The sequence below is a fragment of the Methanoculleus methanifontis genome (assembly GCF_030464365.1).
In the GTDB taxonomy this organism is placed as follows: domain Archaea; phylum Halobacteriota; class Methanomicrobia; order Methanomicrobiales; family Methanoculleaceae; genus Methanoculleus; species Methanoculleus methanifontis.
Genome location: NZ_VCYI01000007.1, coordinates 19,349 through 40,629 on the forward strand (window position 1 = coordinate 19,349; position 21,281 = coordinate 40,629).

A 21,281-nucleotide genomic window follows, 5' to 3' on the forward strand; every position below is an offset into this window, starting at 1 on the left:
TGCGGCGCGGTAAAAAAGTATTAGATAAGTTTTGCGCGCTGAAGCAGGAGCAGGTCGTCGGTCGTGATCTTCTCACCGTCACGGAACTGCTGGAAGACACGTTCCGCTTCTTTCCGGACGGCCTTCTGCTCTTTGGTGACTTTGGTCTTTCTGGTCTTCTTCCGAAGACCCGAGATCACCTTGTCGTAGTCACGGAGTTCCTTCTGGCAGGCGATGAACTGCTTGTGCTCCTCGTCCGCAGCCTCCTGGGCTTCGACGAACTGCTGGTGGGCCCGATCGGCCTCTTCGCGGGACTTGTCGGCCTTCCTGTAGGACTCCACCATCAGGTCGTGGTGCTGCTGTGCGGCCTCGGCTTTCTCGGTTACTTCCTTGTGGATCTCGGAAGCCTGCCTGCGAAACTCACGGGCGTCGGTAAGTTTCGTCCGCATCTCCTTGTTCTGTTCGAGCTCAGCCTCCTGGTCCTTTGCCGCCGCCTTGAGCTGCTTGATCTTCTCGATCAGTTCGCGCTCCTTATCGGTGCTGTAGACCTCGGTCTGCTGCTTGAACTCCAGGTGCTCGATCTGCTTCTGCAGCTCTTTGATGCCCCGGTTCTGGAGGTTGCCGTGCTCTCTCTTGAAAGACTCGATCTCTTCGAAGAGCGCGTTTGCCTTATCGTTGTATTCGTTCCTCTGGTCTTTCAGCACCTGGACTTCTTCGTTGATCTTATCCCGCTGCTCCTTGTGCTGCTGCGCCTCCTCGACGAACTCGCGGGTCTGGGCGTTCAACGCGTTGCGTTCCCGGGCGTTTTTACTGGCAAGCGCGTTCAACTCGTTGCGCCGGTCTTTGTGCTGTTCAGACTCCGCAAGGACTTTTTTTCTTTTTTCAATCAGATCGTTCAGCATTCTTTACCAATCCTCGACATTCGGTACCTGTCTCATATCCCCGCCAGCAAAAGACCGCTCCCGTATGCTGCAGGATGCCGGAGGCTCGTGTAGCGGCTACACCACAAGAAAAGACGTTTCCGGACTCGGCAATCGAGACCGTCGTTCATCTGTCTGCTCATGTGTTCAACCCCGGTACTTTGGCAATCGCAGACCCGGTGGATCTGTGCCCTGCACAATACACCCCGTGCTGGAGGGATTATACAAGAACGTCTATAATTCAAACGTCATCTGTACTCTTAAGTATTTCGCAGGAGCGCAGAGCACGCTTCTGAGGAACGCTTCCGATTTAAAAATGGTATGAAAGAGGGTAGAGGGTTTTAGAGGAAGTCGATGACGGGGCCGCCGCTCGGGGCGTCCCTTGCCATGCGCCTGCCGGACTGCGCGCTGGACCGCTGCGAGACCTGTTCGTAGGCGTGGTGGCTTCCGAGGATCTGTGCACTTTTTACTCCGGTCATGACTGCCATGACGCGAACTCTTCCTTCGTAGTCGCTGTTCACCCGCGCTCCCCAGATGACGTCCGCGTGGGGGTCGAGTTCGTAGGTCAGGGAACTTGCGATCTCTTCGGCGTCCTGGAGGGTCAGGTCGTTCCCACCCGTGATGTGGATGAGGCTCCCCGTGGCTCCACGGTAGTCGATGTCCAGTAGGGGATGGTTGAGGCACTCGTGAACAACGTTCTCGGCCTTGTTCTGCTGCTTGCTCTCGCCGACGAGCATCACGGCGACGCCTCCCTTGCTCATGATGGCACGCACGTCGGCGTAGTCGATATTGATGAGCGAAGGCTCCGTGATCGTCTCGCTGATGCCCTTGACTGTCTCCGCGATGAGCTGATCCATGACCGAGAACGCCTGACCGAGCGGGAGGTTCGGCACGTATTTGATGAGGCGGTTGTTGTCGAGCACGATCACCGAGTCGGCAGCGGACGAGAGTTGTTCAAGCCCTTCTTCCGCACGAAGAAGCCGGGCCTTTTCGACCTGGAAGGGATAACTGACCATGCCGACGACGATGGCGCCCTGCTCCTTTGCGATCTGCGCGACGACCGGGGCGGTGCCGGTGCCGGTCCCTCCGCCCATGCCGGCGGTGATGAAGACGAGGTCGGCGTCGCAGAGGAGGGTCTCCAGGGTCGGCCGGGCCATCTCGGCCGCACGCCTGCCAACGTCCGGGAAACCGCCGGCTCCAAGGCCTTTAGTGAGCGACTTGCCGACAAGCACCCTCTTATCGGCCTGGATCATGTCCAGGTGCTGCTTATCTGTATTGACTGCGATCGTTTCGGCACCACTGACCTGCATGTGGTACAGACGGTTGACGGTGTTGTTGCCCGCACCGCCGCATCCTACGATGACAATACGTGGCTGGCCGATGATGTCGTCTTCACCATCCGCCATGTCTGTCTTGCGGTACTTTTCTTGTTCTGCGTGTTTTAACGCCTCGTTGATGATCGTCTGCATCAATAATCCTCCTAAACTTTGAATGAAATCTGGTCGGCCTCACGCAGAACACGGTTTCCATGCCGTTCAAGAAGCGCCCGGACTGAATACCTCACAGCCTCCGATACCGTGGGGAATTCGCCGGCCTCCACCAGCTTCTCGAGCATCTCAACCTGTTGCCGTGGCAATCTGATTGTAATCCGATCCATCATTTCAATCACTCATATCTGACATGTGGCTGCCCCTTGTCGGTCATTTGTCAGACAAACGTAACCTTTTCGTCTGACTGTATCAGATAAGGCATAATAATATTCGGATGATATATATGTCTATCGATATGCAATCATGTCTGACATAATGGTTTTATGGATAGCAGCCGACAACGTATCTTCAAAGAGTTGCCACGAATATGAGAGATAATCTCCCTGAAAGGGCGGAACATGGCGGCCGGGTGCGGTGGCACCGCACCCGGGAGAGGGGTGACCTGCTTGATTTCAGTGCCAACGTGAATCCGTATCCTCCAGAGTTTCCCTGGATTCCGGACGCTTCGGCGCTGAAAGATTACCCCGACGACCGGTATGAGACGCTTAAAGAGGAAATCGGCAAAACACTCGGCCGCGATGCCGCAGAGATCGCCGTTGGCAACGGTTCCGTCGAGTTGATCCGCGCGTTCTGTTCTGCCGTGCTCAGGGCTGGTGATACCGCCCGTATTGAGCCGCCGACGTTTGCCGAGTATGAAATGGCGGTGAGGCTTGCCGGTGCCCGGTCTACGGCGGATGACGACGGAGCTGCTGTCTGGTTCGTCTGCAACCCGAACAACCCCACCGGGAAACTCCTGACCCGGACGGAAGTCCTCAGGCTGCTTGATGATGCCGCCGGTCAGGGAACGTGCCTCTTTCTTGACGAAGCCTTCATCGAACTCTCCGACCCGGCCCAGAGCGTTGTCGACGTTTCGGACGAGAACCTCTTTCTGCTGCGCTCCCTGACAAAGAGTTTCGCCGTGCCGGGCATCCGGTTCGGTTACGCCTTCGGCGCGCCCGAGCTCATCGAGAAGGTCGAGACAGTCCGCCTTCCCTGGACGGTGAACACGTTCGCCGAATCCTTCGCGATCGAGGCTTTCCGGCACTACGACCTCCTCGAAGAATCGCGGAAGCGGATTGCCCGGGAGCGGGCCTGGCTCTGCAGCCACCTTGACGCTCTCGATCTCGGCTATGCGCCGCCGTCTGCGAACTATATTCTAATTGAAGTCCCGCTGGAGACGGAGGTGCTCGTTGAGCGGCTCCTCTCCCGCGGCATTCTGGTGCGGGACTGCCGGTCGTTCGGGCTTCCCCGTCACATCCGCGTGGCCGTGCGGACGCATGAAGAGAACCGGCAACTCATCGAGGCGCTCGAAGCATGCTTGCCCTGATCATGGCCGGAGGGCAGGGCACCCGTCTCCGCCTGGGTGAGAAGCCTCTGGTCACCATCTGTGGGCGGCCGATGCTCTCCTACGTCATCGACGCCTTCATGGCCGCAGGCCACGAGGTGGTCGTGGTCGCCTCATACCGGACGCCGTTCACCAAGAACTGGTGCCGGGCGCAGGGGGTCGCCCTGTACGAAGCGGAAGGGCTCGGTTACATCGAGGACATCAACGCCGCTGCGGCGGACCTGGAGGAAGAAGGAACACCCTTCTTCACCTGCGTCTCCGACCTCCCCTGCCTTGCGCCCGAGATCGTCGCCGGCGTCGAGGAGACCTGGCGCCGGGCGGGAACGCCGGCATGCTCGACGTGGGTGCCCCGCGACCTCTGCGAGGAGCACGGCTGCCGCACGCAGTACACCGAATCGGTCGACGGTATCCCGGCCTGCCCCGCCGGAATCAACATCCTGATGGCGGGTGGTTCCGGTGCGGCCCAGGACGAACTGCAACTTCTCCTGCATGACAGGCGGCTTGCCTTCAACGTCAACACGCGCGAGGAACTGGCGCTGGTGCAGGAGTACCTCTGCCGGAAGCGGGACGCGTAGGGCTCCCGTGGATGGTCTCGTCGCCGGGCGGAACCAGTGCACGGCGGCACTCGATCGGAAGAATACCGCCTCTGGCTGGCCACAGGGGTGACGTGCCGGGTGGACCGGCAGACGGGGAAACTGTATTATTGGACTATTGCCAATCTTTATATATGGAATCCTGCCGGGAAATCGAACTAGAAGGCCATATCATTGATTCAGGCGTCATGACCCTGGTGTTTGACAGGATCATGGATATGGGGGGAGAATTCGAGATCCTCACATTCAACGTCGGAAGACTGAAGACGGACACGAGTTACGCACGGCTGCGCGTGACGGCGCCCGGCGATCACCAGCTTGACGCCATCCTCTCCGAGCTGCACCGGCTCGGCGCACGTGCCCCCGAGATCGACGACGTCACCCTCGTACCGGCAGAGGGCGACCGGATCCTGCCGAAGGGGTTCTACTCGACCACCAATCACCCGACCTTCGTAAAATACCAGGGCGAATGGTTGCCCGTCGAACAGATTGAGATGGACTGCCACATCGTGGTCGAGGAGAAGGAGAAACGGGCGATCTGCACACCGATCTCGAAGATCAAGACTGGAGATGCCGTCGTCGTCACCGAGGCCGGGGTTCGCGTGGTCTACCCCGAGCGACCGAGGAAGGTCAGCACGTTCGAGTTCATGCACGGAACCGTCTCGTCCGAGCGGCCGAGCGAGGCGATCATCGCAAAGATCGCCCGCGAGATCCTGAAACTGAAGAAGGAGGGGGGGAAGATCGCGCTCGTCGGCGGCCCCGCCATCGTCCATACCGGAGCGGCCGATGCTCTTGCGAAGATGATCCGTGCGGGCTGCATCGACGTACTCTTTGCAGGGAACGCGCTTGCTACCCACGATATCGAGTCCAACCTCTACGGCACGTCGCTTGGAATGAACGTCAAGACGGGCACGCTCGTCACCGGCGGGCACAAGCACCACATCCGTGCCATCAGCGAGATCATGCGGGCGGGCTCCATCAAGAACGCGGTCGACCAGGGAATCGTCACCGGTGGGATCATGTACGAGTGCGTGAAGAAGGGCATCCCGTTCGTGCTCGCCGGCTCCATCCGGGACGATGGGCCGCTCCCCGACACGATCACGGACGTCGTAGAGGCGCAGGAAGTCATGCGCCGCCATATCCACGATCTCGGGATGGTGGTGATGGTGGGGACGCTCCTGCACTCGGTCGCCGTCGGAAACTGCCTGCCGTCGTACGTCAAGACCGTCTGCGTCGACATCAACCCCGCATCGGTGACGAAACTGATGGACCGGGGCACGACGCAGGCGATCGGCGTCGTGAGCGATGCCGGAACGTTCCTCCCGCTGCTCTGCAAGCAACTGGAGAAGTGCTAGCGGGTGAGCGGCATACAGAACGGCTCTTCCTGATCCAGCACGAACTCCCACTCTTCTTTGCACCCGCACTCCGTTTCCATAAGGGCGCGCAGGAGCCCGACATCTTCAGAGAGCGAGTAGTCGATGATCCCCTTCACGATCGGGCCGTCGCATCTGCCGCAGTTGTGCGGCCCCCGCATCTTCCCGCCGCCGACGGGGTCGCAGAGGATATGCACCGGGGACGCGATCAGCACGTCGAGGACGCTCCAGAGGTACGGCGGCCGGTATGCGTGCTGTTTCCAGAGGTGTTCGACCTCGGTCCTGCTCTGGACGGTGCAGAGGTTCATGGAGATGCTGTCCGCAACAGGAGCGACGTCCTTGATCGAGCGTACCATGTCGTCGCGTGCCTCGCGTTCGGTCAGGAACGGCGGTTTCATCAGCAGGTAGACCTTCATGCCCGCACCGGCAGCGTGGGCGGCCTCTGTGGCGCGGAGGAAGTCGGCGTATGAGAACCCCTTGTCGATGCTCCTCTCCCTGATGAGATCGTTCGTGGTCTCGAGGCCCACGGCGACGTGGAGCGGCTTATCCCAGTCGCCGGTATCGATCCCTTCACGGAACTCGCTGACTGCGTCGGCATCGACGTACTCGGGCCGGGTCTCGGCGATCACGGCCTTGCCCCGGAATGCCTCCGCGACTGCGCGCCTGACCGCGGGGGGAACCTCGTCGGGGTCGAAGAAGCTCCCCGACGTGAAGATCTTGAGCACCTGGTAATCCTCGTCGCGGAAGTTCTCTTTCACCCAACGGACCTGGCGCATCATCCGTTCGGTGAGTTCGTCCCGGGCGAGGTCGGGATAACGCTCGTGCCGGTAGCCGCACATCCGGCACCGGTTCCAGGAGCACCCGCCGCTTCGAAAGATTACCGTCAGCGTATCGAGGATCCGCCCTTCATAGCGGTCTTTCCCCCGCCAGGACGCCAGCGGTTTCTCGGTTAATTTGGATACCATTATACCTCATATTCGAGGATGTTATGATATGAAAAGGATCGCATGGCTGACGATCATCGCCGCGATGATGCTTGTCGGTACGGCATCGGCCGCATACATCTCATTCAATGCCCCGCAGACGGTGTACGTCGGTGACACACTCGATATTACCGGTACCACGATTGTGGGAGGTCTTCCCAAGCCGACGGTCAACCCCGGATTCAGCACGGAGATTGTACTGTACCGTGCCCAGTACATGAAGCATGAGATTGCCCGGAACACAATCGTCGTCCAGGAGGACGGGTCGTTCTCCACGACGTTCGAGACCGACGGTCTTGAGCCGGGGCAGTATTCGATCGAGATCATCGATCCCACGCTCTCCACCTTCGGAAGCAGTTCGAAGGTCAGGCAGATCATCTCCCTGGAAAACCGGTCAGAGAATCTCAAGATCGACGCGCCGCTCAACCAGGACTTCGACGGCATGCTCGATATCCAGGGTTCGATCGCGGATCTCGGTGACGCGGGCGTGCAGGTCAGGGTCGAACGCGATGGCTTTATCGTATACGGGCCGGAGTATGTGGCGACCGACAAGAACGGAGCGTTCTTCGTTGCTGTGCCCATCTCCGAAGGCGGTTCGTACGAGGTCGCCTTCTCCGACGGCAAAGGCTACATCGGCGACGCCGTATTCGTGGTGGCCGGGACGCCTGATCCTGTGCCGACGGAGGCGATGATATCCGCGAGTTCCCCCGCCAGCCGGTCCTCCCCGGCGTACTTCGAGGTCGACACCAGGAGCGGCACGGTGAATATCGTAACTTCGGCCGGGATCGACTGGGTGGTCGAGTACATCGATGAGGATGACAAGCACCACAAGGTCAACGAGAAAGGCATGCTCGAGCCTGAGAGCGTGGAGGTTGCCTCACGGGGTGGCCCGGTCTACGTCAAGGTTTACCCCATGAGTTACAACGACAGCGAAACGGTGCAGGTCTCGGCCTCGAACGCCGACTCGGTCAGGGTGAGCCAGACTGCGCCTGGTCTCTTCGGAGACGCGACCCCCACCCCTGCACAGGCTGCACCGCTCCCGGCTGCTCTTGCACTCATCGCGCTTCTTGTCGTTGTCTTCGCGCGCAGGGGATGAATAACCTTTTTTTGTCCGGTGACCAATAGGTTAAGGCGAGCCGGGATAGTCTAGTCCGGGAAGGCGGTGGCCTTGAAAGCCACTGGTGCCTGGCACCTCGGGAGTTCAAATCTCCCTCCCGGCGTATCTGATTAAAAAGTAGTTCTGTTTTTTTTTATGGCGAAGCCTCGCCGGTCACTTCATTCCTCCCCGATCCAGCCCTCCCGCACCCACCGCTCGTACTCGTCCGGCCGCCAATCCCTGTTTTCCCGCACGATCCCGGCGAAATACTTCCGGTTTTCCGCCATCCGGGCCTCCTGGTCGGGATAGCGCGGCCGGTCCCTGACGGCAAGGACGAGCCGCCGCCCGAGATCGCGTGCCGCCGGTTCGGCCCGGTCGAGCGCCTCCGGGTCGTCATCGAGTGCGACGCTCATCCCCCCGACCGTCGTCACCCCGAGGTAGTTGAGCACGTGGTTCAGGTAGCCGACGACCGCGTCGCCTCCCGAGATCGCGGTGGTCGCGACGCTGCAGCCGTATTTCCCGGCGAACTTCTGGTAACGCATAGCGTCCGCCAGCCGGTCGATGAAGACCTTCATCTGCCCGCTGACGTTGTCGACGTAGACCGGCGAGGCGAACACCAGCCCGTCGGCATCCAGCATCCGGTCGTACGCGGCGGGGAAATCGTCGCCAAAGACGCACGTCCCGTCCAGGCTGCAACTCTCGCAGCCGGTGCAGGCGACGATCTGCAGGTCGGCGCGGTCGATGAGATCGATCTCGGCACCGGCCTCTTTTGCCCCGGCAAGCACGAAGGTTACAAGTTTTCTCGTCTTGCTCTGCATTCCTCGCGGACTTCCCGCAACTGCGGTTATCTTCACTTTTTCATCAAATCCTGAGGATGCGTTGGCTCCGGTGCGGGAAAAATGTGCGGAACCGGGGAGGCGGGCCGCTGTGGGGCGGTGCGCGAACGTATGGGAGACGGTTGGTGATTAGCATATCCACACACGGATTTCCGTTGGCTATCGCCACTGGGGAGGGGCTGACGGGGAGGGGGATGCCCCCCCCTCCCCTGTCTCAACTCCTAAGCTGATGTCTACAACCCCCACCCCACCCGGCCTTCGGCCTCCTCGAACGCACCTTCGGTGCTCATGCTCCGGCCCCGTGGCCCGTCGCACCCCTCCCCAGGGGGCGGGGGCAGTGCATGGCGATATCCCCCACGGTCCACTGTACGGGACTTTTCACGAACCCGAACGGTTCTGTCGATCGCCTACATAGGCGCTACCTGCGCCACAAGAGAACCCGGGAGACGGCCGTGGATATTGCCCGTAAGCAGATCCCGCTAGGACTTCCAAAAAAAGTTAAAGAATCTTCTCCCCGGCCTTCGGCCCGGGGGAGCACTCGTAGATCTCGCGAACCTTCATGACGAAGAGGGTCTTTGCCGGTGCCTTCGCCATCTTCGACCGAACGGTGAACTGCATCTTCTCGAACTCCGGACCGCTGGTCTTGATCTCGATGTCGCCCTTGACCTGGAAACAGCCCTTCGTCTCGGGCCCCCAGACATAGATGGAGACCTTCGGGTTCTCCTGGACGTTTGCGAGCGTCTTCTTCATGAAGTTGTCCGCGATCCAGATCGTCTCGTCGTCGACGAGTTCCACGAACCCGATCGGCACCACGTTCGGCCAGCCGTCCTTCGAGGCCGTGGCGACCGGGAACGCCTTCATCGTACGAAATGCTGCCTTCATCTCTTCAGTAAGTGCAACCATCAGTCTTCACCGGTATACTCTCTCGATTGCAGGTTTAAAAACGATCCTGTTGATGCTAAACGGCGATTGCGGTGAAACCAGCCGGGGACGCGCCCAGGTGGGGAGCGGGCCGTGCCTGTGCCGTGAACGGCAGCACCCCGGTCACGGCTCGAAGTCCATCACAACGGCGGAGTGGTCGCTCAACCCCTGGCCCCGCAGGTCATGGAGGTACCAGCACGCCGTCGGGTTGAGGCGCACGGACGCGAAGATGTGGTCGTAGCGTTTGCACTTCGGCACATCCTCGGGCCCGCGGTCGGGACACCAGCTGTACTCCCGCGCCTGGTAGCCGTGGAGTCTGCGGAAGACGTCGGGGAGGTCGTACTCCGCAAGACCGGGGAGGACATTCATCTCGGCGTTGTACCACCACTTTCTCGGGCGGCCGAGATACTCGTCGCTCTCGGAGATCGTGGTGTTGTAGGTTTTGTCCGGGATGATGTCACGGTAGAAGGGAACGATCGTCCCGTCGGGGAGCTCCGCCTCCGGGATATGAAGATCGCCGCAGAAGATCCGTGGTCTTGCCGATTGGGTGGCGAGGTGGTGGTAGATCCCGACCAGCGTCTCGGCCTTGACGATCTCGTTCCTCCTGCTCCCTATGGCCGTCGGCACGTGAGCGTTGTGAATCTCGAACTCGCCCGCCGGTGCGCTGACGACGGCAGAGACCACTCGCTGTTTCCACGGGATATCGAAGTCGAGCGGGTTTAGTGGCGTGAGGGGATACCTGCTCGCGATCAGGCACCCACAGTTCTTTGCTTCGCCGGGAGGCGAGTACTGTTCCGAGAGCCGGGAGACGCTGTACGCGAACTGAAACGGATCGTTCGCGCCCCGTGCGCGGAGTTCGTTCAGGCGCTCGGCCATGTAGGCCACCCGCGCGATCTCCACCAGCGCGAGGCTGTCGACGGAGTAAAGGAACCCGTAATTCTCCAGTTCTTCCCGGAAGAGCGGCAGAGCCCGGTCCGTCACCTCCTGGAAGGCGACGATATCAGGCGAGTACTGGGAGACTGCTTCAACTTTCTTCTCCACGCTCTTAAGACCGGAGCGGAAGAGATCCACGTTCCATGAAATGAGCCGCATATGCCCTGTACATGGCATGTTGGCATTCCTTATTCATTAATTCATCGAGTTGAGGCTAATTTCAAGGTGTTTATGCGGGACGGGGTCACCCGCTCCGCTGCTCCGGCCCGATCCCGTGTTCGGCGCAGTGCTTGTCGATGGCGTCGAGGAACCTCCTGCCGTAACGCTTCAACTTCGCCTCGCTGACGCCGTAGATCCCGAGGAGGGCAACGCCGGTGGTTGGGTAGAGTTTCGCCATCTCCTTGAGGCTTTTGTCGTGGAAGACGACGAACGGCGGCACGTGGTCGAGGTCGGCAACGATTTTCCGGAGCCGCCGGAGCCGGAGGAAGAGGGCCTCATCATAATCGTTCTCGACACGGGGCGCGACAACGCCCTCAGGATGGGGCTCTGCGAGCGGCACCGGGATCTTTCCCGCGAGCACCTCCCGGCTCCGGCCGTTCGAGACGAGGACGGGGTACCGGCCGCCGGTCGACGTGATGAACCCCTTCCCGACCATCTCCTGGATGAAGAGGAGCCACTGGTCACGGGTGTAGCCTCCGCCGGAGCCGTGGGCAGCAAGCCGGTCGTGCCCGTTCTCGCGGATCCTCGCGCTCTTCGAACCGGTGAGGACGTCGGCGATGTAGGATGCGCCGAACCGTTCCCCGGTCTCCTGGATACAGGTGATGACCGCCGACGCGACCTCCGTGCCGTCAAAGACCCGGATCTCCGTCTCACAACGATCGCATGTGCCGCACCGCTCCTCCGGGTAGGACTCGCCGAAGTAGGCGAGCAGGAACTTTCTCCGGCACCCGGTGGTTTCGCAGTAGTCGAGCATCGCCCCGGCTTTGCGGTAAGCGACGTCCTTCTGCGCCGCATCGCTGCTCTCCTTCTCGATGATGTATTTGATCGTGCCGTAGTCGCCCCGGGAATAGAAGAGGATGCAGTCGCTTTGCTCGCCGTCCCTACCCGCTCTGCCGGTCTCCTGGTAGTAGGACTCGATGTCCTTTGGGAGGTCGGTGTGGATGACGAACCGCACGTCCGGTTTGTCGATGCCCATGCCGAAGGCGACGGTGGCGCAGATGATCGCGACGTCGCCGCGCGAGAAAGCCTCCTGGTGTTCCGCGCGGACGCTGTCGGGGAGGCCCGCGTGGTAGGGAAGTGCCGAGAACCCCTTGTCCTGCAGTTTCTTTGCGAGTTCTTCCGTCGCCTTCTGGGAGAAGCAGTAGATGATCCCGGCGTCGTTTGAGTGCTCGCGTAAGTAGGCGACCAGGCGCGGGAAGTAGCGGGCCTTCGGCACCACCCGGTAGGTGAGATTTTTGCGGTTGAAACTTCCGACGAACCTGGCCGGGTTCTTGAGGGCAAGTTGCACCGCGATGTCGTTCTGGACGGCGGGGATGGCGGTCGCGGTCAGGGCGATGATGGGGACTGTGGGAAACCGCTCTTTGAGCACCCGGAGCCGGCGGTATTCGGGGCGGAAGTTGTGGCCCCACATGGAGATGCAGTGCGCCTCGTCGATGGCGATGAGCCGGACATCGGCTTTTGCGATGAGCGAGAGGAAGAACGGCTGCACCGCCCGTTCCGGCGAGACGTAGAGGATCCGGATGCGGCCTTCGAGGATCACCCGCTCGACGATCTTCTGCTCCCCACGCCCGAGCGAACTGTTGATCGTCGCCGCCGGGATGCCGTTTGCCCGCAGACCGTCGACCTGATCCTTCATCAGGGCGATGAGCGGCGAGACGACGACCGTAAGCCCGCCGAAGACGAGGGCGGGGAGCTGGTAACAGAGGGACTTGCCGCCCCCGGTCGCCATGACGGTGAGGACGTCGCGCCCGGCGAGGACGGCGTCGACGATCTCTTCCTGGTGAGGGAGGAACGACGTGTAGCCGAAGTATTTCTCAAGAGCAGTGTGTTTTGCGTCCATTGCGTCACAGAACCTGATGTGCTGATACGGTTGAACCGGGGGCGGGATAGCGTTTATTGTTCCCGCACCGATGCGCATATCCGCGGGGAACGCACGTACTGAAAGCGATGAAGAACGTTGACATGACGGTTGAGAAGAACGTCCTCACCATACGCGTGGATCTCGAAAAAGAGTTCGGCGCATCGAAGAGCGGGAAGTCGATCACGATCGCCTCGACCGAGGGCAACGTCTCGGTGCCGGGGCACGAGGACATCAAGATCGGGTTGAACATCTACCGGAAGAAGTGAGCGGGCATTGATCTTCTCCCGGCGCTGGCGGTCAGGGAGAGCCATCGCTCATTTTGCGTGAGCGGTATCATCATCCATGCTCTGCAAGTTCACGCGAAGGCGCGAAGTGCGACGTTCCGCTAGGACCGGAGTTTGAGCACCGTCAGGTGCGAAGTGCGACGTTCCGCTAGGACCGGAGTTTGAGCACCGTCAGGTGCGAAGTGCGACGTTCCGCTAGGACCGGAGTTTGAGCACCGTCAGGTGCGAAGTGCGACGTACCGAAGGACCGGAGCGTGGGAACCGTCAGGTTTGAGTGCTGGCAACAACACGACCGAAATAAGGAGAGATCCCCATGCAGTGGACCGTGGGACTATCGCCGTGGGGGGTGGGGACAGGGGAGGGGGTTTCCCCCTCCCCACCTGACGGTGGTCGAGCTCCGGGCGTTCCGCCCATCGCACTCCCCGTCAGCCCCACCTCGCACCTTCGGTGCTCGAACTCCGCTCCTGCGGAGCGTCGTTCCTCCAATGGCGATATCCCCTTGAAATCCGTGCCAGTATGACTGCAGAAATTTCCAGATACGAAGAATGTGAGCACTGTGAGGTTCGATTCGGGACGGACCGAAGGTCTTCGAGAACGCGAAGTTCGTGTGATTGTTGACGAGTTCCCGTCGCGCTTTGCTCCCTCAGTGCTCCTACACCCGTCGTTCCGCTGTGTGTACCCCGCACCTGACGGTGCTCGCGCTCCGGACTCGAAGCCCTTCGGGCTTCTCATGCTCCGGTTCTAGTGAACCGTCGCACCCTTCGGCCCGTCGCAACTCGAAAACGCTTTGCGTTTTCTCGAGCTCCGGACGTTCCGTCCGTCGCACCCGGAAAACCTAACACCCTTCACCCCCGCCCCACGGCGCACCAGAGCGCCCCGTGGATCTCCCGGATCGGACAGCGGTCGCAGAGCGGCGACTTTTTGCAGATGGTCTTTCCCAGGTGCACGATCTGGGCGTGGTAGTCGTTGAAGAGCTCCGCGTCCTCTTCGAGGTTGTCGGCAAAGAGGCGTTGCGTCCGGTCGTAGGATGCCCCTTCGGGGAGGAGGCCGTAGCGCGAGAATATCCGCCGGGTGTAGGCATCGACGACGAAGACCGGTTTTTCGCAGGCATACAGCAGGATGGTGTCCGCCGTCTCCTCCCCGAAACCCCGGAGGGCAAGCAGTCGCTCGCGGAGTTCGCCGGTCTCAACGGCCGCCATCGCCGCCGGATCGGCCCCGAACTCCCTGACGTAGACCCCGGCGAACTCCCGGATCCGCTCTGCCTTCTGGTTGTAATACCGGGAAGGAACGATCAGGCGGGCGATATCGGCGGTATCTGCCGCGGTGAGGAGATGGGGGTCGAACATCCCGGCGTCTTCGAGGTTGCGGACAGCCTGCGCCGCGTTCGTCCAGGAGACGTTCTGGGTGAGGATCGCGCCGACCATCGTCTCGAAGGGTGTCTTTGCAGGCCACCAGTGCTGGTGGCCGAATGACGTGAAGAGGGCATCGTAGATCTGAAGGAGGTCGCCGGTGAGGGTCACCGCCATCACTGCCACCAGGATTTCGCGGCGATCGGCATATGCCAGTCGGTACCGAACGCTCTGCCGGTCACTCTTATCCCGGGCGGGGCCTGCCTGCGCTTGAACTCCGCCCGCTCGACCATTCTCGCGACCTTTCGGACGGCATCTTCGGGATACCCGGCGGCGATGATCTCGTCAGGTGACTCGAAACAGTCGATAAGACGGTGGAGGATCGCGTCGAGAAGATCGTAGGGGGGGAGGGTCTCCTGGTCGGTCTGGCCGGGCCGGAGTTCTGCGGAAGGAGGTTTTTCGAGCACCCTCTCAGGGATGACGGAGCGGCTCACGTTCAGCCACCGGCAGATCTGGTAGACCATCCCCTTCGGGACGTCGGCGATCACGGATAACCCCCCCGCCCCGTCCCCATAAAGGGTGGAGTAACCGACCGCGACCTCCGATTTGTTCCCGGTCGAGAGGAGCATGGAGCCGAACTTGTTCGAGAGGGCCATCAAGACTGTCGCCCGGATTCTGGCCTGCAGGTTCTCCTCGGTGATGTCGCAGGGGAGTCCGGCAAAGACTTCAGCGAGGCCGCCGTCGAACGCCTCCATCATTGGAGCGATCGGGATGCACTGCACCCGGATGCCGAGGTTCTCCACAAGTTCCCGGGCGTCCTCGACGCTCTCCGCGGAGGTGTGGGGGGAGGGGAGGAGCACCCCGAGAACATTCTCCGGCCCGAGCGCCCGGGCGGCGACGGCGGCCACGAGCGACGAATCAATCCCGCCGGAGAGGCCGAGATGGACGGATCTAAACCCGCACTTACGAACGTAGTCGCGGGTGCCGAGCACCAGCGCCCGCCAGATATCGGATTCAGGCTCCTGATCGTCGAGTGCGGCCGCCTGCGGGGCGAGGCGGGCGAGATCGACGGTTACGATGTCCTCGGCAAAGGCTGCACCGCGGGCGATGAGGGTTCCGTCAGCGGAGAAAGCAACGCTCCGGCCGTCGAAGACCAGGTCGTCGTTCCCGCCGACGAGGTTTGCCGAGACGATTGCGACCCCGTGTTCCTTTGCGGCCCGGGAGAGCACCTCCTCGCGCAGGCGCTGTCTGCCGGCGGCAAACGGCGATGCTGAGAGGTTCACGATCACGTCCGGCACCTGCCCGCCGCACAGGACCTCCTCGCCGATAGAGACCCCGACCGTTCTCTCACCGAGTTCAAAAACCCGGGGGATCCCGGCTGCCGGCTCGAAGTAACGGTCTTCGTTGAAGATGCCGGAGGTTGAGGTTTTCCGGAACGTCTCCCGCACCTCCCCGTCCTGGAGGAGAGCGGCGGCGTTGAAGAGCGGCCGGCCGGTTTCGGCAGGGTTCGGCTCGGCGAAACCGACGAGAACCGACGGGGCATCGGCGAGCCCGGCGGCCAGGTCTTCCAGGACGGCGAGGGTCCGGGTTATGAACCCCGCCTGCAGGAGCAGATCCCGGGGAGGGCAGCCGGTCAGGGAGAGTTCCGGGGCGACGATCAGGTCTGGCCGGTGGCGGGACGCCTCGCGTACTGCCGCCGCAATCCGGCCGGCGTTGCCGGCGAGATCGCCGACGACCGGGTTCACCTGGAGGAGTGAGATCTTCATGGTCATTCCCCGATTATGATCAGTAATGGCGGAACGGGTAGCATATGTCTTTGCATACTCTTGTTCGCGTGAACAGACCATATTCCTTTTAAAGGCCAAAAGTCAATGCGCCTTATAGGGAACTATGCAGAGAGCATACCGTGGAGGTATCCGGGGGCGAGCAACCTGACCTCGCGCCGCCGACATTCAAAGGGGGATACCCGTGTCCTCCTGCTTGCTGCATCGGTTCTCGTTGCCTTCATCGCAAACGCCGCCGGCCTCCTTGCCGGCGTTACCATCGTCCTTCCGCACCTGTTCTACCTGCCGATCATCCTTGCCGCCTACTGGTACCCCCGCCGCGGAACCATCTTCTCACTTGCCCTGTCTCTGGGGTACCTGGCGCTGACCCTGCCCTTCACCGGGAGCGATGTCGGAACGACCGTCTCGGTAATTTCGCGGGCGGTAGTCTTCGCCGCTGTCGGCGCTGCCGTGTCGCTCCTCTCTCTCCGGTTGCGGGAGCAGGAAGAGCGGTACCGGGGGATCTTCGACAACTCGGAGGCGGGAACGTTCATCGTTGCCCCCGGCGAGTCCGGGCCGCGCATCGAGGAGACAAATTATGTGGGCGCCGCGCTCCTCGGCTTCACGACGAAGAACCTGGCCGGGAAGCACGTTGCCGGGATCTTCGAAGACCCCGCTGCCTGGGAGGCACTAAAGGAAGATGTCGACCGGAACGGAACCGTCTACGAGTACGAGACGACGCTTCTCCGAATCGATGGAGCAGCCGTCCAGGTGCTCGTGTCGGCCGGCCGGCTCCCGGGTGAGCGAGTTGTCCTCACGCTCGTCGATATCACCGCCCGGAAGAACGCCGAAGACGCACTCCGCCAGACGAACGCCAAACTGAACATGCTGGGACACCTCACCCGGAACGATCTCGCCGCGGCGGTATCGGCCCTCCTCGAACGAATCGGCGGGGGGATGCAGGAGTTCGATGACCCCGATGTCCGTCGGTATCTCAAGAACCTGGAAGAGGACGCCCGGATGGTGCAGCGGCGCGCGGAGATCACCCGGGACTACCAGGATCTCGGCCTCCGACCCGCCGGGTGGCAGCCGGTTCAGAAGGTAGTCCGGGACGTGACGTCGTGCCTGCTGCTCCCCGGGATATCGGTTCGTTCCTGGGTTGAGCGGCTCGAGGTCTTCGCCGATCCGATGCTCGACCGGGTTTTTTCGAACCTGATCGAGAACGCCGCCCGTCACGGAGAGACAGCTTCAAAGGTTGTCATCACCTACCGGATCCTGGATGACGGGCTCTCGATCTCCATCGAGGACGACGGCGTGGGAATCGCTGAACCGGAGAAAGAGCGGATCTTCGATTACGGTGTCGGCATCGAAGGCGGGCTCGGGCTCTTCCTCGTCCGGGAGATCCTGGCCATCACGAACATGACGATCAGGGAGACCGGAACGCCCGGCAGGGGGGCGAGGTTCGAGATACATGTGCCCCCGGGCGGGTACCGGATAGTCTGAGGCAGAAGAATGTTTGCAAAGGTGCTTATTCCGACGGACCTCTCCGAGGCCTCCTTCACCATGGCGGAGCGGGTCGGCGAGATTCCAGGTGTCCGCGAGGTCGTTCTCCTCCACGCCCCAAGATCGGCAGGCTCCTCGCCCACCGATGAGGATGCGCTCCGCCGGATGCAGGAACTGGTGCAGCGGCAGGGATTCCCCGTCGAGGTGGTGGTTACGGAGGGTGACGGGACCGGTGTCCCGGAGAGGATACTCCGGACCGCTCTAGAGGCGGGGGCTGATATGATCGCGATTGGAGTCAGAGACCAGGGGCTTCTCCGGAACCTCTTCTCCGGAAACGTTGCGGCCACCGTGCTCCGGGATGCCCGGGTGCACGTCCTGATCGTGCCGCAGTCGGCAGGAGACGGGTCGGCGCTCTTTTCACGGCTGCTGGTGCCGACCGACCTCGCAGACCCGGCCCCCGAAGTCCGTTCGCTCCTCAAGGGCGCTGCCGGGGACGGGCCGGCGGTGCTCCTGCACGTCGTCGAGCCCGGACGTGCGAAGGCCGAGCAGGAGGCCGGCGACCAACTCGCCGCCCTGAAGAACGTTCTTTCGGGCGTCGGGCGAGATATCGAGCCGCTGGCACGGGTCGGGGATCCGGCACGCACCATCTGCACCGTGGCGGACGAGATCGGTGTATCCCTTGTTGTCATTCCGCGCATAGGAAAACGTGATGCTGCGGGAGCCGCCCCGCTCGGGAGCGTCACGAGCGCCGTTATAGGGTGTGTAAAACAGCCGGTGCTGGTGCTGGCGATCTCGATCCGCCTGGATATCGAGACCCGGGAGCTGCGGAGCGAGGAGTTCGGGCTCGCAGAAGAGATATGGCTCGATTACCACGAGTTAAAGGCAGATCCCGGAACAGATCGGATATTTGGAGTCTTTGCGGACGGTACTCTCGTTTCCGTCGCCCGGTGCCGCCGGCACCCGGACGGTTACGAGGTGGACGGCGTCTTCACCCCGGCCAGGTTCCGGGGCCGAGGGTATGCCCGGCGGGCGATGGACGCACTCGTCGAGGCGTGTCAGCACGACACCCTGTACATGCACTCGGTCAGGAACCTCGTCGACTTCTACGGAGAGTATGGATTCATATCGATACCGGAGAGCGATCTCCCGCCGACGATCCGGGCAAGATTCGCATTTGCTCTCGGCGAGATGGAGGGGGCGAACGTCCAGCCGATGCGCCGGGCCGCAGGCTGGTTCCGGCGATAGTGGCCCCGTGCGTTGTGCTCGCCTGTTTCAGCCGTCGTAGAAGTCCGGGAATTCTGCATCATCTTCGATATCGTCGGGATACGGGACATCGATGACGACCGCTCCATCTTCGAGGACATCACCGATCTCGATGTATACCCCTGCAGGAAACTCCCGTTCCTCTGTTCTGCCGTCAGAATGCTTGATATACGCCCACATACCGTACCTCTGCAGATTCATTGTTTCAGTGCTCCCGGCATACTCCCGGGAGCGTGCTCCCATTGCAGTGTCAGATGGTAGCTATATATATGTCTTTCCTGCCCGGAAAGTCTAAGAATATGTGAGTATTCCGGATTTCCGGGGGACGATATACCTCAAAGCGCGTGCCGGTTGATCGTGCGAGGGAGGCGCGACTCCCGGACACTCGCGACGATGGACACCCATATATATCGTGACAGTGCCCAAGGATGCACACATGCGCATCGGGATTCTCTCCGACACACATGACTGCCTCGAGATGGTGGACGCGGCCGTAAAACAGCTGAACGGGGAACGGGTAGATCTGGTGCTTCACGCCGGGGACTACGTCTCGCCGTTTGTCATTCCCCGGCTCGCAAACCTGCAGCCACCCATGATCGGCGTCCTCGGAAACAACGACGGTGATCATCACCTCCTTTCGGCACGGTTCGCCGAGCACGACCGGCTCAGCCTGCGGGGCACGTTTGCCGCCGTCACCGCGGGCGGCATGACAATTGGGCTACTTCACGGCGATGACCGCGAACTCCTGCAGGCGCTCATCGGACGGAAAGCCTTCGACGTCGTGGTTCACGGTCATACTCATCAGGCGCAGGTCCGCACGCTCTGCGGGACGCTGGTTGTCAACCCCGGGGAGACCTGCGGTTACCTGACCGGGCGGCCGACCGTTGCGGTGCTGGATACGGGAACCCGGAACGTGGAACTACTCTCCATATGAGGGAGTGGGAAAAAGAGGCGGTGCGGGTTATACCGTTCCCGCGTCGTCGGATCCTTCGTCGAGTCTCCAGGCAGGAGTGCCGGCATACCCGAGATCTGCCCTGAGCGTCGCCCCGGAGACCTCGAACGTATCCGGGACGTTGAAGTAGAGGTAACCCTTCAGCGATTCGTACCGTTCAAGCGACGTTCTGTCGAACGACTCCCCGAGCGTGGTGAAAGGCGGGACATCCAGGGGCGCAAACGTGGTTCCCCCGTATTCGAGGACGAACGCGTCCCTCGCAGGTGTCTCGATAGTGTAGAGGTCGGAGTCGCCCTTGTGCCCGAGGTTGGTCGACTTGACGGCTACGAGGAGGAACGTACGTCCTTCGCCTGCTTCGACGGTCGGCGTCGACTCATTGCCGGGAACCTCCCGGTATGCCGTTGCGGTTCGGGTGGATTCGGCAAGCAGCGAGACCATGTTCTCGGCGTCTGGATCATCGTAGGTGTGGCGGTCCATGAGCGGGAGAACCTTCTCCGGCGGTGCGACCACGACCGGTTCGGTGCTGACCGGGATGTCGGGTGTCCGCGCTGCGAGAGAGACGGCGGTGCTCATCGTGGATGCACGGCCCCTCTCCGAGTGTATCTCGCCGGCCTCGCGGCTGACCGTCTCGAGGTTCTCCGACGCCGTTGCCATGTCACTGAAGGCCGCCGGAACGGCATCCTCGTCGGCATCGGTCGAACTGAGAAGTTTCGAGCTTGCTGCGGAGTATGCCTCAAGCGACCTGACGAACTCGTCCTTGAAGGGCTGCCGTTCCGGGGAGACCTGGAGCGGCTGCACCTCGCGTAGCAGCCTGACGGAGAACGCATGCAGGTCGTCCGCCGCTACGGCGGCTGCCTCTGTGTCCTGCAGATAGAGGGCGTGGGCATGCTCCATCGAGAGCCTCATCAGGCGGATGCTGGCGGTGTCGACCAGTCCGGCCAGCCGTTCGTCGTCGTAGGTGTCGGGCCCGGCAACAGGCGCTTCCGGCTCGGTCTCGACGTCGGCACCCGTCGGGGTGGAGGCTGCACCGGTGGTGTTCCCCTCGTCGGGGGCTACCCTGGGCTCGTCAGGGTCCGCCTCATCTTCAGGGAGCACCGGAACCGCATCGTGGGTCTCGTTCTCGTCCGGGAATGCAGGGTCACCGGATGGCTCCGAACCGTTCTTTGCCGCCGGAAGTTCCTTGAGCGAGAACGGCAACATCTCTCCCGTCTCCAGGACCGTGAGCCCCTGGCCGGAACCGGCAGCGGCCGGTACGGTGAGGAGGAATCCCGCGCAGACGGCAATTCCAAGGAAAATCAGAGCGCTCTGGTGGTGCTTGCTCATGCGCATTTTTCTTTCAGTTAATGAATATAAATATTATTATATTTCCATATTGAAAAAAAGGGTTCTCTGGCAAAACCGTTTTCGATACCGCCGCATCTGCGGCATCCGCCAGCCTGCACACCTGGTAGTACGGACCCGCTCGCCGGAGGCCGTGATCCGGAACAGTCGGCAGAAGACCCGCAAACTGCTCATGGTGCAGCGGAATCCTGCAGGAAACGGGGGCATTATCCCGGTTACGGGAGAGGCATTCCAGGGG

The 21,281-nt window shown here is 61.7% G+C and carries 20 protein-coding genes and 1 tRNA gene; 9 read left to right on the plus strand and 12 right to left on the minus strand.

All coding sequences use genetic code 11. From position 1 onward, the window contains the following. Nucleotides 1-20 precede the first annotated feature (20 nt). The 3 genes from FGW20_RS06480 to FGW20_RS06490 form a co-directional block, all read right to left on the minus strand. Complete coding sequence (locus FGW20_RS06480; protein ID WP_301677272.1) at nt 21-881, minus strand: coiled-coil protein; 861 nt, start codon at nt 879-881, stop codon at nt 21-23. 359 nt (nt 882-1,240) lie between these two features. After that, complete coding sequence (gene ftsZ / locus FGW20_RS06485) at nt 1,241-2,368, minus strand: cell division protein FtsZ (protein ID WP_301677273.1); 1,128 nt, start codon at nt 2,366-2,368, stop codon at nt 1,241-1,243. A gap of 11 nt (nt 2,369-2,379) precedes the next feature. Then, the gene (locus FGW20_RS06490; RefSeq protein WP_048063790.1) at nt 2,380-2,559 is read right to left on the minus strand and encodes a ribbon-helix-helix domain-containing protein; all 180 of its coding nucleotides are present in this window, start codon (nt 2,557-2,559) and stop codon (nt 2,380-2,382) included. A 197-nt stretch (nt 2,560-2,756) separates the two neighbouring features. Here FGW20_RS06490 and FGW20_RS06495 point away from each other — a divergent pair, with 197 nt between their 5' ends. The 3 genes from FGW20_RS06495 (at nt 2,757) to FGW20_RS06505 (ending at nt 5,721) form a co-directional block, all read left to right on the plus strand. After that, nucleotides 2,757-3,755: a pyridoxal phosphate-dependent aminotransferase gene (locus FGW20_RS06495; RefSeq protein ID WP_301677274.1), complete on the plus strand. Its 999-nt coding sequence runs from the start codon at nt 2,757-2,759 to the stop codon at nt 3,753-3,755. Then, entirely contained in the window at nt 3,743-4,348 is a 606-nt protein-coding gene (locus FGW20_RS06500; RefSeq protein WP_301677275.1) for an NTP transferase domain-containing protein, read from the plus strand. Before FGW20_RS06495 ends, FGW20_RS06500 begins: the two co-directional genes overlap by 13 nt. Before the next feature lie 152 nt (nt 4,349-4,500). Next, nucleotides 4,501-5,721, plus strand: coding sequence for an ornithine cyclodeaminase, nickel-pincer nucleotide-dependent (locus tag FGW20_RS06505; RefSeq protein WP_301677276.1), 1,221 nt, complete (start codon nt 4,501-4,503; stop codon nt 5,719-5,721). Here the strand turns inward: FGW20_RS06505 and FGW20_RS06510 are convergent. Further along, nucleotides 5,718-6,704 carry an archaeosine biosynthesis radical SAM protein RaSEA gene (locus tag FGW20_RS06510; RefSeq protein ID WP_301677277.1) on the minus strand — a complete coding sequence of 329 codons (987 nt, stop codon included), beginning with the start codon at nt 6,702-6,704 and terminating at the stop codon, nt 5,718-5,720. The genes FGW20_RS06505 and FGW20_RS06510 overlap by 4 nt on opposite strands. Before the next feature lie 28 nt (nt 6,705-6,732). Between FGW20_RS06510 and FGW20_RS06515 the strand changes: the two genes are divergently transcribed. Together FGW20_RS06515 and FGW20_RS06520 are read left to right on the plus strand one after the other, a co-directional pair. Continuing rightward, on the plus strand, nt 6,733-7,818 hold the full coding sequence (locus tag FGW20_RS06515; RefSeq protein ID WP_301677278.1) for a hypothetical protein: 1,086 nt from the start codon (nt 6,733-6,735) through the stop codon (nt 7,816-7,818). A 39-nt stretch (nt 7,819-7,857) separates the two neighbouring features. Beyond that, a tRNA-Ser gene (locus FGW20_RS06520) sits at nt 7,858-7,942 on the plus strand. A 55-nt stretch (nt 7,943-7,997) separates the two neighbouring features. Here the strand turns inward: FGW20_RS06520 and FGW20_RS06525 are convergent. The 4 genes from FGW20_RS06525 to recQ form a co-directional block, all read right to left on the minus strand. Further along, nucleotides 7,998-8,672, minus strand: coding sequence for a flavodoxin family protein (locus FGW20_RS06525; protein WP_301677279.1), 675 nt, complete (start codon nt 8,670-8,672; stop codon nt 7,998-8,000). 480 nt (nt 8,673-9,152) lie between these two features. Further along, nucleotides 9,153-9,557 carry a pyridoxamine 5'-phosphate oxidase family protein gene (locus FGW20_RS06530; RefSeq protein WP_301677280.1) on the minus strand — a complete coding sequence of 135 codons (405 nt, stop codon included), beginning with the start codon at nt 9,555-9,557 and terminating at the stop codon, nt 9,153-9,155. Nucleotides 9,558-9,698: 141 nt separating this feature from the next. Next, complete coding sequence (locus FGW20_RS06535) at nt 9,699-10,667, minus strand: endonuclease/exonuclease/phosphatase family protein (RefSeq protein ID WP_301677281.1); 969 nt, start codon at nt 10,665-10,667, stop codon at nt 9,699-9,701. Between the two features lie 85 nt (nt 10,668-10,752). Next, nucleotides 10,753-12,567, minus strand: a complete 1,815-nt coding sequence (gene recQ, locus FGW20_RS06540) for a DNA helicase RecQ (protein ID WP_301677282.1) — start codon at nt 12,565-12,567, stop codon at nt 10,753-10,755. 107 nt (nt 12,568-12,674) lie between these two features. Between recQ and FGW20_RS06545 the strand changes: the two genes are divergently transcribed. Beyond that, entirely contained in the window at nt 12,675-12,854 is a 180-nt protein-coding gene (locus FGW20_RS06545) for a hypothetical protein (protein WP_301677283.1), read from the plus strand. 863 nt (nt 12,855-13,717) lie between these two features. Here the strand turns inward: FGW20_RS06545 and FGW20_RS06550 are convergent. Together FGW20_RS06550 and FGW20_RS06555 are read right to left on the minus strand one after the other, a co-directional pair. Further along, a complete protein-coding gene (locus tag FGW20_RS06550; protein WP_301677284.1) occupies nt 13,718-14,398 on the minus strand; it encodes an endonuclease III domain-containing protein in 681 nt (226 codons plus the stop codon). Next, complete coding sequence (locus FGW20_RS06555) at nt 14,398-15,987, minus strand: NAD+ synthase (protein WP_301677285.1); 1,590 nt, start codon at nt 15,985-15,987, stop codon at nt 14,398-14,400. Before FGW20_RS06555 ends, FGW20_RS06550 begins: the two co-directional genes overlap by 1 nt. 105 nt (nt 15,988-16,092) lie before the next feature. On the opposite strand from FGW20_RS06555, the gene FGW20_RS06560 reads away from it, so the two are divergent. Together FGW20_RS06560 and FGW20_RS06565 are read left to right on the plus strand one after the other, a co-directional pair. Next, nucleotides 16,093-17,487 carry an ATP-binding protein gene (locus FGW20_RS06560; RefSeq protein WP_301677286.1) on the plus strand — a complete coding sequence of 465 codons (1,395 nt, stop codon included), beginning with the start codon at nt 16,093-16,095 and terminating at the stop codon, nt 17,485-17,487. A gap of 21 nt (nt 17,488-17,508) precedes the next feature. Then, nucleotides 17,509-18,732 (plus strand): GNAT family N-acetyltransferase, encoded by a 1,224-nt coding sequence (locus tag FGW20_RS06565; protein WP_301677287.1) that lies wholly within the window; start codon nt 17,509-17,511, stop codon nt 18,730-18,732. A gap of 27 nt (nt 18,733-18,759) precedes the next feature. Here the strand turns inward: FGW20_RS06565 and FGW20_RS06570 are convergent, their stop codons facing one another. Continuing rightward, nucleotides 18,760-18,993, minus strand: a complete 234-nt coding sequence (locus tag FGW20_RS06570; RefSeq protein ID WP_301677288.1) for a hypothetical protein — start codon at nt 18,991-18,993, stop codon at nt 18,760-18,762. A gap of 193 nt (nt 18,994-19,186) precedes the next feature. Here FGW20_RS06570 and FGW20_RS06575 point away from each other — a divergent pair, with 193 nt between their 5' ends. Further along, on the plus strand, nt 19,187-19,684 hold the full coding sequence (locus tag FGW20_RS06575) for a metallophosphoesterase (RefSeq protein ID WP_301677289.1): 498 nt from the start codon (nt 19,187-19,189) through the stop codon (nt 19,682-19,684). 27 nt (nt 19,685-19,711) lie between these two features. On the opposite strand, the gene FGW20_RS06580 is transcribed toward FGW20_RS06575, so the two are convergent. Further along, nucleotides 19,712-21,025, minus strand: coding sequence for a hypothetical protein (locus tag FGW20_RS06580; protein ID WP_301677290.1), 1,314 nt, complete (start codon nt 21,023-21,025; stop codon nt 19,712-19,714). Between the last annotated feature and the right edge of the window lie 256 nt (nt 21,026-21,281).

Coding starts and splice junctions, on each gene's coding strand:
- FGW20_RS06480 (WP_301677272.1), bottom strand. CDS start 881: ATGCTGAACGATCTGATTGAAAAAAGAAAAAAAGTCCTTGCGGAGTCT.
- ftsZ (WP_301677273.1), bottom strand. CDS start 2,368: ATGCAGACGATCATCAACGAGGCGTTAAAACACGCAGAACAAGAAAAG.
- FGW20_RS06490 (WP_048063790.1), bottom strand. CDS start 2,559: ATGATGGATCGGATTACAATCAGATTGCCACGGCAACAGGTTGAGATG.
- FGW20_RS06495 (WP_301677274.1), top strand. CDS start 2,757: ATGAGAGATAATCTCCCTGAAAGGGCGGAACATGGCGGCCGGGTGCGG.
- FGW20_RS06500 (WP_301677275.1), top strand. CDS start 3,743: ATGCTTGCCCTGATCATGGCCGGAGGGCAGGGCACCCGTCTCCGCCTG.
- FGW20_RS06505 (WP_301677276.1), top strand. CDS start 4,501: ATGGAATCCTGCCGGGAAATCGAACTAGAAGGCCATATCATTGATTCA.
- FGW20_RS06510 (WP_301677277.1), bottom strand. CDS start 6,704: ATGGTATCCAAATTAACCGAGAAACCGCTGGCGTCCTGGCGGGGGAAA.
- FGW20_RS06515 (WP_301677278.1), top strand. CDS start 6,733: ATGAAAAGGATCGCATGGCTGACGATCATCGCCGCGATGATGCTTGTC.
- FGW20_RS06530 (WP_301677280.1), bottom strand. CDS start 9,557: ATGGTTGCACTTACTGAAGAGATGAAGGCAGCATTTCGTACGATGAAG.
- FGW20_RS06535 (WP_301677281.1), bottom strand. CDS start 10,667: ATGCGGCTCATTTCATGGAACGTGGATCTCTTCCGCTCCGGTCTTAAG.
- recQ (WP_301677282.1), bottom strand. CDS start 12,567: ATGGACGCAAAACACACTGCTCTTGAGAAATACTTCGGCTACACGTCG.
- FGW20_RS06545 (WP_301677283.1), top strand. CDS start 12,675: ATGAAGAACGTTGACATGACGGTTGAGAAGAACGTCCTCACCATACGC.
- FGW20_RS06550 (WP_301677284.1), bottom strand. CDS start 14,398: ATGGCGGTGACCCTCACCGGCGACCTCCTTCAGATCTACGATGCCCTC.
- FGW20_RS06555 (WP_301677285.1), bottom strand. CDS start 15,987: ATGAAGATCTCACTCCTCCAGGTGAACCCGGTCGTCGGCGATCTCGCC.
- FGW20_RS06560 (WP_301677286.1), top strand. CDS start 16,093: ATGCGCCTTATAGGGAACTATGCAGAGAGCATACCGTGGAGGTATCCG.
- FGW20_RS06570 (WP_301677288.1), bottom strand. CDS start 18,993: ATGGGAGCACGCTCCCGGGAGTATGCCGGGAGCACTGAAACAATGAAT.
- FGW20_RS06575 (WP_301677289.1), top strand. CDS start 19,187: ATGCGCATCGGGATTCTCTCCGACACACATGACTGCCTCGAGATGGTG.
- FGW20_RS06580 (WP_301677290.1), bottom strand. CDS start 21,025: ATGAGCAAGCACCACCAGAGCGCTCTGATTTTCCTTGGAATTGCCGTC.